Annotated in this window: 10 protein-coding genes; 8 read left to right on the top strand and 2 right to left on the bottom strand. The window is 72.7% G+C overall.

What is annotated here, in order from left to right; genetic code table 11:
* Positions 1-56 precede the first annotated feature (56 nt).
* Positions 57-815: an EF-hand domain-containing protein gene (locus tag IE168_RS14620; RefSeq protein WP_229823534.1), complete on the top strand. Its 759-nt coding sequence runs from the start codon at positions 57-59 to the stop codon at positions 813-815.
* A gap of 24 nt (positions 816-839) precedes the next feature.
* Here IE168_RS14620 and IE168_RS12750 read toward each other — a convergent pair whose 3' ends face one another.
* Both IE168_RS12750 and ubiH read right to left on the bottom strand, forming a co-directional pair.
* Positions 840-2,030 carry an FAD-dependent oxidoreductase gene (locus tag IE168_RS12750; RefSeq protein WP_189498834.1) on the bottom strand — a complete coding sequence of 397 codons (1,191 nt, stop codon included), beginning with the start codon at positions 2,028-2,030 and terminating at the stop codon, positions 840-842.
* Complete coding sequence (gene ubiH / locus IE168_RS12745; RefSeq protein WP_189498832.1) at positions 2,027-3,247, bottom strand: 2-octaprenyl-6-methoxyphenyl hydroxylase; 1,221 nt, start codon at positions 3,245-3,247, stop codon at positions 2,027-2,029. The genes IE168_RS12750 and ubiH overlap by 4 nt, the downstream gene beginning before the upstream one ends.
* Before the next feature lie 80 nt (positions 3,248-3,327).
* On the opposite strand from ubiH, the gene IE168_RS12740 reads away from it, so the two are divergent.
* The 7 genes from IE168_RS12740 to rsmA all read left to right on the top strand — a co-directional run bounded on the left by IE168_RS12740 (position 3,328) and on the right by rsmA (position 11,040).
* Positions 3,328-3,924 carry a hypothetical protein gene (locus IE168_RS12740; protein ID WP_189498830.1) on the top strand — a complete coding sequence of 199 codons (597 nt, stop codon included), beginning with the start codon at positions 3,328-3,330 and terminating at the stop codon, positions 3,922-3,924.
* 5 nt (positions 3,925-3,929) lie between these two features.
* On the top strand, positions 3,930-4,484 hold the full coding sequence (locus tag IE168_RS12735; RefSeq protein ID WP_189498828.1) for a cob(I)yrinic acid a,c-diamide adenosyltransferase: 555 nt from the start codon (positions 3,930-3,932) through the stop codon (positions 4,482-4,484).
* 17 nt (positions 4,485-4,501) lie between these two features.
* The gene (locus tag IE168_RS12730) at positions 4,502-5,428 is read left to right on the top strand and encodes a histone deacetylase family protein (protein WP_189498924.1); all 927 of its coding nucleotides are present in this window, start codon (positions 4,502-4,504) and stop codon (positions 5,426-5,428) included.
* Between the two features lie 84 nt (positions 5,429-5,512).
* Positions 5,513-7,939, top strand: a complete 2,427-nt coding sequence (gene lptD / locus IE168_RS12725) for an LPS assembly protein LptD (protein ID WP_189498825.1) — start codon at positions 5,513-5,515, stop codon at positions 7,937-7,939.
* Positions 7,936-9,243 (top strand): peptidylprolyl isomerase, encoded by a 1,308-nt coding sequence (locus IE168_RS12720; RefSeq protein WP_189498823.1) that lies wholly within the window; start codon positions 7,936-7,938, stop codon positions 9,241-9,243. Before lptD ends, IE168_RS12720 begins: the two co-directional genes overlap by 4 nt.
* 1 nt (position 9,244) lies before the next feature.
* Positions 9,245-10,234: a 4-hydroxythreonine-4-phosphate dehydrogenase PdxA gene (gene pdxA / locus IE168_RS12715; RefSeq protein ID WP_189498821.1), complete on the top strand. Its 990-nt coding sequence runs from the start codon at positions 9,245-9,247 to the stop codon at positions 10,232-10,234.
* Positions 10,231-11,040: a 16S rRNA (adenine(1518)-N(6)/adenine(1519)-N(6))-dimethyltransferase RsmA gene (gene rsmA / locus IE168_RS12710; protein ID WP_189498819.1), complete on the top strand. Its 810-nt coding sequence runs from the start codon at positions 10,231-10,233 to the stop codon at positions 11,038-11,040. Before pdxA ends, rsmA begins: the two co-directional genes overlap by 4 nt.
* Positions 11,041-11,075 lie beyond the last annotated feature (35 nt).

Here is an 11,075-nt window from a genome sequence, read left to right as displayed (position 1 = left end):
GCTTCATTGGCCGCGGACTAGCGTGGCGTGCGATCCACACACCACGGGACCCACCCATGAACAAGCGCATGATCCAGCACCCCCTCGGTCTGGCCCTGTTCGCCGCCGCCCTTGGCACCAGCGGCCCCCTGTTCGCGCAGGCGGCGCAGAGCGTGGGCCTGCAGACCACCACCGACGACAAGACGCGCGCGGCCCAGCAGGACGCGCGCGCGGCCGAACAGGATGCACGGCTAGCGCGCGAGGCCGCGGAGCAGGCGGAACAGCAGCGCCGCGCCGGCGCAGTGACGGCCGAGGGTCAGGCCCAGGCGGAATACAGCGCCTGGCAGGCCGACCAGGCCTCCCGCCGCGCCGAACGCGCCGCCCACGCGGCGGGCAGCGCCGGCAACGAGGCCGGCGGCGCCAGCGCCGCGGCCCGCGGGGGCGCCGCGCAGCCCGCCCAGGTCGCCGCGCAGTCGCGCGGAGCCGCGGCGGATGCCAGCGCGGCGGGCAGCGTCGCCCGCGAAGCGGCCATGGAAGCGCAGGCGGCGGCCGACGCCGCGCGCGCAGCCGCCAACGCGCCGCCGGCGCCGCCGCCGCGGACGCCGCCGGAAGTCACCTATCCGAGCGAGCCGCAGGTGACGATCACCAACAGCGCGCCGGACTCCGTGGTCGGCGAATACCGCATCGACATGGCCGCCATGGACAGCAACGGTGACGGCCGCATCAGCCGCGCCGAGGCGCGCTCCAATCCCACGCTGACCGCCGAGTTCCGCGCGGTCGACAACAACGGCGACGGCGTGCTCGATGCCGGCGAGCTGAAGGGCTGGATGCGTTGATCCGGCGCGGTGCGCCGGCCGGGATCAGATCCCCGCCGCGCGCCGCCACAGCGCGCCCGTCACTGGCGGCACGCGGCCGGCGATGCCGAGCGCGTGTCCGCGCAGGAGCACCGCCGCGGGCGACGGGCTGGTGTAGACGCGATTGATGGCGTCGAAGGCGCGCGCCGCGAGCGTGGCCTCGCTGCGCCGCGTCCGCGCCCAGCGCGCGATGCGCTGGGGCGTGTCCCAGGCCTGGCGCTGCGCGAGCGCCGCGGCGACGGAGTCGCGCAGCGCCGCCACGTCGCGCAGGCCGACATTGACGCCCTGGCCCGCGAGCGGATGCATCACGTGCGCGGCGTCGCCGAGCAGCAGCACGCGCCCTTGGGAATAGCGCTCGGCCAGCTGCAGGCGGAGCGGGAAGGCGGCCCGCGGCGAACACGGTTCGACGTCCCCGAGCCGGCGGTCGAACGCACGCGCCAGGGACGCCCCGAACGTCGCGTCGTCCATCGCCAGTGCCGCCTCGGCCTCGGCGGTCGGCAGGGACCAGACGATCGAACAGCTGCCGTCGGCGAACGGAAGGAAGGCCAGCGGCCCCCCGGGCAGGAAGCGCTGCCACGCCGTCGCGTCGTGCGGATGCCCGGTGCGCACATAGCCGACCACGCCGGACTGGCTGTAGCCGTGCCCGCTGGTGTCGATGCCCGCCAGCTGGCGCAGGGTGGAGCCGGCGCCGTCGGCCGCGAGCACGATCCGCGCCGCCAGCCGGCTGCCATCGTCCAGGCGCAGGCGGACGCCGCGCTCGTCCTGTTCCAGCGCCTCGACGCGCGCGGGGCAGCGCAGGTCCACGCCGGCGCCGGGCAGGCAGGCCCAGAGACGATCGACCAGCAGGCCGTTCTCGACGATCCAGCCGAGTTCGCGCCGGCCGAGGCGGTCGGCGTCGAAGGCCAGCTCGCCGCCGCCGGCCGCGTCCCAGACCCGCATGCGGCGATAGGGCTGCAGTCGCGTGGGCCTGCCGTCGCGGCCGGCGACGCCGTCCCAGGCGCCCATGGCATCGAACAGCGCGGCATTGTCGTGGGCGAAGGCGAAGACGCGGAGGTCGGGACGCGCTTCCGACCAGGGCGGCGGCGCGCGGCCTTCGACCAGCACCACCGACAGCCCGAGCCGCGCCAGCGCCAGCGCCGCCGCGGCACCAACCACGCCGCCGCCGGCGACGGCCACATCGACCATGCCGCGGCTCATCGCGGGCCTCCGCCGCGGCAGGCCGCCGGCACGTCGCCGCGATAGCCCATGGCACCGCCGGCGATGGCGGCCTGCAGCCCCGGCAACGCCGCCAGCGCCACCAGGCCGGCCCCGCGCAGCAGCGAGGCGCCGTGTCCGGGATTCGAGGTCAGCCGTGCGAGGCCATGCGAGAAATCAAGCGTACGGCCGCGGTCCTCGCGACGACGCGCGCCGTGGGCCTGCAGCAGCGCATCGCCGCCGGGGTCGCCGCCCTCGCGCGCGCAGGACACCAGCAGCTCCGCCAGGATCAGGGCGTCGCGCAGGCCGAGGTTGAAGCCCTGCGCGCCCACCGGATGGATGCTCTGCGCGGCGTTGCCGACCAGCACCGCGCGCGCGGCGACCGTCGCCGCTGCGCGCACCGCGACCGCCGGATAGGCGCTGCGCGGCCCCACCGAACGCAGGCGCCCGAGGCGCCAGCCGAAGGCGTCCTGCACGCGCGCCAGGAACCCGGCGTCGTCCAGCGCCTGCACCGCCTGCGCCTCGGCGGCTGCGACGCCGTGCACCAGGCCCCAGGCGCGGTCGCCGCGCGGCAGCAGCGCGGTCGGGCCGTCGTCGCCCAGGCGCTCGTAGGCGGTGCCGTCGGGCGCACGCGCCGCGGTCAGCCGCGCGACCGTGAGCACCTGGTCGTAATCGTGTCGGGTCGTGGCGATGCCCAGCGCGTCGCGCACCCCGCTGGCCGCACCGTCGGCGGCGACCACCAGGCGCGCGCGCAGCCGCAACGGCCCTTCGCCGGCAAGCTCGAGCACCCGGCAGCCATCCGCGTCGGGCGCGAAGCCGGTGAAGCGGGTGCCGCGATGCCGCTCGAGCCCGGTGACGTCGGACAGCCGCGATTCCAGCGCCTCGCCGAAATCGCGCGCCACCACCACCTGCCCGAAGGCCTCGCGGCCGTGGTCCTTCGCCTCCAGCAGCACGCGGCCGAAGTCTCCGCGGCGGCTGACGTGGATGCGGACGATCGCGCCGGTGGGCGCGCGCAGGCGCTGCATCACCCCCAGGGCGGTGAGCGCGTTGACCGTGGCATCGGCGAAGCTGAGGTTGCGTTCGTCGAAGACCGCCGGCATCGCCGTCGCCGGCGCGGCTTCCACCATCGCCACGTCCAGGCCGCTGCCTTCCAGGGCGATGGCCAGGCTTGCACCCACCAGGCCGCCGCCGATGATCACCACGTCATGAGTCGCCGTCATGCCGGCATGATACGGCCGCCCGGCCCCGCGGTTCGCTAGAATGGCCGCCATCCTGCAATTCCCCGGAGCCGCCAGCGCCCATGAACACCACCCTGCAACGCGCCATCGTCCTGTCGCTGCTCGCGCTCCTGATGGCGGCCACGCGCAGCCACGTCTTCACCCACTTCACTCCGGTGCCGGACGCGTCGTGGGCGGTGTTCTTCATCGGCGGCTTCTACCTGCGCGACTGGGCGCGCTGGGCCTTCCCGGCGCTGATGGCGCTGGCGGTGCTGATCGACTACATGGTGATCACCCGCCAAGGCATGGACTTCTTCGCCCACTACTGCGTGTCGCCGGGCTACTGGATGCTGGTGCCGGCGCACGCGGCGATGTGGGCCGGCGGCCACTGGCTGCGCCGCCACTACACCGGCGCCAGCCTGGGCGCACTGGCACGCCTGGCGGCGGCGGTGGTCGTGGCCACCGCGGCCTGCCACCTGTTCGCGCAGGGCGGCTTCTACTGGCTGTCGTCGGCGGTGGCCACGCCGACCGTGGCCGGCTGGGCCGCCAACTACGGCCACTGGTTCGGTCCCTACCTCGCGGCCACCGCCATGTTCGTGGCCATGGCCGCGGTCGCCCAGGCGGTGTCCGAAGTCGTGGCCCGCCACGCCGGGCCGGCCCAGCAGCAGAAGCGCCGCTGAGCGCGATGGGCAACCGCCTGTCGAAGATCTACACCCGCACCGGCGACGACGGCAGCACCGGCCTCGGCGACGGCAGCCGCATCGGCAAGGACTCGCTCCGGGTCGAGGCCTACGGCACCGTCGACGAGGCCAATGCCTGCATCGGCGTGATGCTGGCCGCGGGCGTGCCCGACGGGGTGCGTGACCTGCTGACGTCGGTGCAGCACCAGCTGTTCGACCTCGGCGGCGAGCTCTGCATCCCCGGCCATGCGGCGATCGGGGATGACGACGTCACCCGCCTCGAGCAGCACCTCGACCGCTACAACGCCGACCTGCCCCCGCTGAAGGAATTCATCCTTCCCGGCGGCGGCGAAGCCTCCGCGCGCTGCCATGTCGCGCGCACGGTGGTCCGCCGCGCGGAGCGCTGCGCGGTGGCGCTGGCCCGCGTCGAGGATGTGCGCCCGCAGGCCGTGCGCTACCTCAACCGCCTGTCCGACCTGCTGTTCGTGCTCGGCCGCGTGCTGGCCCGTGAAAGCGGACACGGCGAAGTCACCTGGCAGCACGAGCGCCGCCGGGGCTGAGCATGGCCGCGAAGCCGCTGCCGGTGTTCACGCACGCAGCGTGCTTCGGGCACGACACCGGACCGGGACACATCGAGGTTCCCGCCCGGCTGGGCGCGGTGGTGACGGCGCTGCGCGACCACGTCCCCGGCATCGAATGGCTGGAGGCGCCTCGCGCCACCCGTGGCCAGCTGCTGCGGGTGCACGAGCCGCTGCTGCTGCACGCGATCCTTGAAAGCGCCCCCACCAGCCCGATGCAGCTCGACCCCGACACCGTCCTGTCCCCGGGCTCGCCGGAAGCGGCCCTGCGCGCGGCGGGCGCGGTCGTGGCCGCGGTGGACCTGGTGATGGGCGGCGAATCCGACGCGGCGTTCTGCGCCGTCCGCCCGCCCGGCCATCACGCCACCCCGGCCCACGCCATGGGCTTCTGCCTCTTCAACAACGTCGCCGTGGGCGCCGCGCACGCGCTTGAACGCCACGGCCTGGCACGGGTGGCCGTGGTCGATTTCGACATCCACCACGGCAACGGCACCCAGGCGATCTTCGCGGCCGAAGACCGCGTGCTCTACGCCAGCGCGCACGAAATGCCGCTGTTCCCCGAAAGCGGCGACCCGCGCGAACGCGGCGCCGGCCTGCACGTGCACAACGCCGCACTGCAGCCCGGCAGCGGCAGCCCCCGCTTCCGCGAAGCCTGGCGCGAGCGCCTGCTGCCGGCCATCGACGCCTTCGAGCCGCAGCTGGTCATGGTGTCGGCCGGCTTCGACGGCCACCGCGCCGACCCCGTCGCGCACATCGAACTCGAGGCCGACGACTTCGCATGGCTCACCGGCGAACTCGTGGAAATCGCCGCGCGGCACGCCGGGGGTCGCGTGGTGTCGGTGCTCGAGGGCGGTTACGACCTCCAGGCGCTGGCCGACTGCAGCGTCGCCCACGTGCGCGCCCTGGCCGGCGGGCCGCCCGGCTGACGCGCCGGCGTTCACCTGCCGTGCATTGCCGCTGCCCGGGCGATGCGGCAAGCTAGCCGCCGCTTCTCCGCCCCGGAATCCTGCGTGCGCCAAGCCTTCCGCCTGCTCCCGCTGCCGCTGTGCATCGCCTCCGTCCTGGCGGTGCACCACCCCGGCGCGATGGCGCGCGACGACATCGAGCCCGACTGGAGCCTTTGCCCGCTGATCGAGTCGGTGCCCGCCTTCCCGGATGCGCAGCCGGCGACGGGCTCTCCCGGCGACCGCGCCTCGTTGCCCACCGACATCGCCGGCGACAACCTCGCGGGCGTGGACGGCGAGAGCGTGGAATATTCCGGCAACGTCACCCTGCGCCGCGGCGACCAGTTCCTGGGCGCCGACAATCTCGAGTACCGCGCCGAGGACTCCACCTACGTCGCCACCGGCCGCGTGCGCTACCAGGACTCCGGCATGCGCCTGGTGGCCAAGCACCTGGAAGGCGACCAGGAAGCCGACACCCACCGCGTCGACGACGTCACCTACCAGCTCACCGAACGCCGCGGCAACGGCGGCGCCGAGCGCATCGAGATGAAGGGCTCGCAGGGCTCGCTGTACGGCTCGACCTACTCCACCTGCTCGCCCGACGACCGTTGGTGGGAGCTGCGTGCCGAGCGCATCGACATCGACAACGACAAGGGCCAGGGCATCGCGCGCAACGCGACCCTGCGCCTGGGCAAGGTGCCGGTGCTGTACGTGCCGATCTTCGCCTTCCCCACCGACAACCGCCGCAAGACCGGCCTGCTGTACCCCAGCATTTCCTATTCCAGCCGCAACGGCTTCGACTGGCGGCAGCCGATCTACCTCAACCTCGCGCCGCACTACGACATGACGCTCGAGCCGCGGCTGATGACCAACCGGGGCCTGCTGCTGGGCACCGAATTCCGCTACCGCACCGATGGTGGCCGCGGCATCCTGGACGTGGAAATGCTGCCCTCAGACCGGCTGGCGCGCGACGGGCGCGCGGAAGAGGTCGCCGACGGCATCCCGCAGGAGAACCGGCGCAAGGACAACCGCGGCATGATCCGCTTCAGCGGCCGGCAGAACCTCGACGACCGCTGGCAGGCACGGTCCAACGTTCGGTGGATCAGCGATCCGCGCTACATCGAGGATTCGAGCAGCACCCTCAACGGACGGACCAACTTCTCGTTCAAGAGCGACGTCGGCGTCTACGGCCGCGGCCGGACCTGGGACGCGGCCGTGAACGCGGACTACTGGCAGCTGGGCGACTACACCCGTACCGAGACCATCCTGCCCTACCACCGCCTGCCCCGCGCCTACGTCAACTGGGAGGACGATTTCGGCAACAGCCGCTTCATCGCCGGCATGTCCGCCGACATCACCCGCTTCCAGCACGCCAATTCCGAGGCCAAGCCCGGCGGCACCCGCGTGGATTTCAAGCCCTGGCTGTCGATGCCGCTGGAAGGCAGCGCCTGGTTCGTGACGCCCACCGTGGCCTGGCGCCATACCGCGTACGAGCTGGAGGACGCCCTGGCGCGGCAGATCGGCGACGCCAACGGGACCAGGGCCGATGCATCGCCCTCGCGCAGCCTTCCCATCGCCAGCGTCGACGCCGGCGTCTACTTCGACCGCGACACCCTGTTCCGCGGCGAATCCCATCTGCAGACGCTCGAGCCGCGCCTGTTCTACCTGTACGTGCCCTACCGCGACCAGTTGGGGCTGCCGCGCTTCGACACCCAGAACATGTCGTACAGCTGGGGCCAGCTGTTCCGCGACAACCGCTTCACCGGCGCCGACCGCCAGGCCGACGCCAACCAGCTGACGCTGGCCCTGACGACGCGGCTGGTCAATTCCGAAACCGGCCGCGAGACGCTGTCGGCCAGCATCGGCCAGATCCGCTATTTCGAGGATTCGCGGGTCGGACTGACCGCGAACTCGCCGGTGATCCCGCAGGGCAAATCGACCTGGATCGCGGACGCCAGCTACGAGATCAACGACCGCTGGAGCATCGGCGGCACCTATCACTGGAATCCCGCCAGCCGCCAGGAGGACCTGGCGAGCGTCCGCACCCGCTACCTGATCGGCGACGACGGCGTGGTCAATCTGTCCTATCGCTACCGCCGCAACGCCAGCAACCAGCGTGACCTGCTGGAGCAGGTCGACCTGTCGTTCCTGTATCCGATCAACCCGTCCTGGAGCCTGGTCGGGCGCTACTACTACTCGCTGCTGGACAACCAGTTGCTGGAAGGCATCGCGGGCGTGCAGTGGGACAGCTGCTGCATGTCCGCGCGCCTGGTCGGGCGCCGCTACGTCCGCAATTTCCGCGGCGAGATGAACGACGCGATCCAGCTCGAGATCGAATTCAAGGGCCTCGGCTCGGCCGGCCCCGAAACCGCCGGCCGCCTGCGCCGTGCTATCCTCGGCTACCACCGCGAGGACCTGTATCTGGTGCCTCCGCCCGATGTCCGCAACGACGACGGCGACCCGCCCTCGGCCGACGACGACATTTTCCAATGAAGAAATTCCGCTTCGCCCTCGCCCTCGCCCTGACCGCATTCGTCCCCCAGGGCTTCGCCCAGGACGTCCAGCCGATCGACGGCATCGCCGCGATCGTGGACGAGGACGTCATCCTGCAGAGCGAACTCGACCGCGCGGTGCGCAACATCACCACCCAGTACGGTGACCGCGCCGACCAGCTGCCGCCCGTCCCGGTCCTGCGCCGCCAGGTGCTGGAGCGGCTGATCCTGGTGCAGCTCCAGACCGCCCGCGCCAAGTCGACCGGCGTGCGCGTCGGCGAGGAGGAGATCGACGCGGCGCTGGCGGCGATCGCGCGCCAGAACAACCTCACCCCCGACCAGCTGCGCCAGCAGCTCGCGGCCGACGGGCTGTCGTTCAGCGAGTTCCGCGCCTCGCTGTCCGATGAACTCGCCATCCAGCGCCTGCGCCAGCGCTTCGCGCAGTCCTCGATCGTGGTCAGCGACGGCGAGGTGGATGCCGCACTGGCCAACCAGGCCAGCGGCACCCAGTACCAGCTGGCCAACATCCTGGTGGCGCTGCCCAACGGCGCGACGCCGGAGCAGATCGCCACGGCGCAGGACAAGATCGACGGCATCAAGGCGCTGCTCGATCGCGGCGAGATGGACTTCCAGGCGGCCGCCGTGCGCTACTCCGACGGCCCCAACGCGCTTGAAGGCGGCGACCTCGGCTGGCGCAGCGCCGACGAGATCCCGTCGGCGTTCACCAACGTCGTCGGCGGCATGCAGGCCGGTCAGGTGATCGGTCCCGTGCGCGGCCCGAGCGGCTTCCAGCTGCTGCAGCTGCGTGACATGCGCGATGCGGCAGGGTCCGGAGCCAGCCAGAACGTCACCCAATACCAGGCCTCGCACATCCTGGTGCGCGGCGACGATGCCGCGGCCAAGGCGCGCATCGACGCCCTGCGGGCCCGCGTCGGCGCCGGCGAGGACTTCGCCGCCGTGGCGCGCGACGGCTCCGACGACACCGTGACCAGCGGCCAGGGTGGCGACCTCGGCTGGTTCGTGCACGAGGCCTTCGGACCGCAGTTCGGCGACCAGGTCTCGGCGCTGCAGGATGGCGAAGTCTCGGCGCCGTTCCGCAGCCAGGCCGGCTGGCACATCGTGCAGCGGACCGGGACGCGCCAGACCGACGTCGGCGCCGAGAACCGCCGCAACCAGATGCGCGAGATGATCGGCCAGCGCAAGCTCGAGGACGAGTGGAACCGCTTCCTGCGGGAGATGCGCAGCGAGGCCTATATCGACATCCGCCCGGCGGCGGGCGTCGCCGGCGTTACCGACGGCAGCTGAGGTGCAGCGCCCCCGGCTCGCGCTGGTCCCGGGTGAACCGGCCGGCGTCGGGCCGGAGCTGTGCGTCCGCGCACTGCAGCGGCCCTGGGCCGCGGACCTCGAACTCTTCGGCGATGCGGACGTGCTGCTCTCGGCCGCGCAGCGCATCGGGCTTCCGCTGGAGCGACAGGCTCCGGACACCCTCTCCGCTCCCGGTGGCCGCTTCGCGCTACACCACCTGCCCGGCGCGGCCGCCGTCGAACCCGGCCATCCCGCCGCCGCCAACGCCACCTCCACCATCGCCGCCCTGCTTGCCGCCGCCGATGCCTGCACCGCGAACCGGTGCCATGGCATGGTCACCGGCCCCGTGCACAAGGCCGCGATCAACGACGGCGGCATCGCCTACACCGGCACCACCGGCCTGCTGGCCGCGCACGCAGGCCGCGAGGTGGTGATGATGCTGGCCAATCCCACGATGCGCGTGGCACTGGCCACGGTGCACATGCCGCTGCGCGAGGTCGCCGACGCGCTGACCCCGGCGCTGCTGGAGCGCAGCCTGCGCGTCCTGCACGCCGCCCTGCGCGACGACTTCGGCATCGGGGATCCGCGCGTCGCGGTGCTCGGCCTGAACCCGCACGCCGGCGAGGATGGCCACCTCGGGCGCGAGGAGCTCGACACCATCATCCCGGTCCTCGAGCGCCTGCGCGAAGAAGGCCTGCGCCTGGAAGGCCCGCTGCCCGCCGACACCGCCTTCCTGCCGGCGAAGCTCGCGCGCTTCGACGCGATCCTGGCGATGTACCACGACCAAGGCCTGCCGGTACTCAAGCACGCCGGCTTCGAGCAGGCGGTCAACATCAGCCTCGGCCTGCCCTGGCCGCGCGTCGCGGTCGACCACGGCACCGCCTTCGACCTCGCCGGCACCGGCCGGGCCGATCCTTCCAGCCTGTTTGCCGCCATCGACGCCTGCACCCGCCTGGCCGCCACGCGCGCGGCACGGAACCCCACGCCATGACCCAGCACGACGGCCACGACGGCCACTTCCGCGAGCCCGCCAAGAAGGCCCTCGGCCAGCACTTCCTGCACGAGCGCGGGGTGGTCGACCGCATCGTCCTGGCCGTGGACCCGAAGCCCGGCGACCGCATCGTCGAGATCGGTCCCGGCCAGGGCGCGATGACCTTCCCGCTGCTCGACCGCCACGGCAGCCTCACCGCGATCGAGTTCGACCGCGACCTGCTGGCGCCGCTCACGGTGCGCGCGCGCGACCACGGCGAGCTGACGCTGATCCACGCCAACGTGCTCGATGTCGACTTCACCGCGCTGGCCGGCGGCACGCCGCTGCGCCTGGTCGGCAACCTGCCCTACAACCTGTCCTCGCCGATCCTGTTCCACGCGCTCGAGCACGCCGCCGTGGTACGCGACATGCACTTCATGCTGCAGAAGGAAGTGGTCGACCGCATGGCCGCCGCGCCCGGCAGCAAGGTCTACGGGCGCCTGAGCGTGATGCTGCAGGCCTGGTGCCGGGTCACCGCGCTGTTCGACGTCGGGCCCGGCGCATTCAGGCCTCCGCCGAAGGTCGATTCCGCAGTGGTGCGGCTGGTCCCGCGCGACCCCGCCGAAGTCGGCATCGACGACCCGGCGCGCTTCGCCGCCGTCGTGCGCGCGGCCTTCGGCCAGCGCCGCAAGACCCTGCGCAATGCGCTGCAGCCGCTGTGCGACGCCGAGGCGATCATCGCCGCCGGCATCGATCCGACGCGTCGTGCCGAGCAGCTCGAGGTCGCGGAGTTCATCCGCCTCGCGAATTCCCTCGCGCGCACCTAGTCCCGGTATTCACGCGCAGCGCTTACACTCGTCGC

This window comes from Luteimonas padinae (genome assembly GCF_014652935.1).
Classification (GTDB): Bacteria; Pseudomonadota; Gammaproteobacteria; order Xanthomonadales; family Xanthomonadaceae; genus Luteimonas; species Luteimonas padinae.
This window is presented reverse-complemented; position numbering and strand designations above follow the sequence as displayed.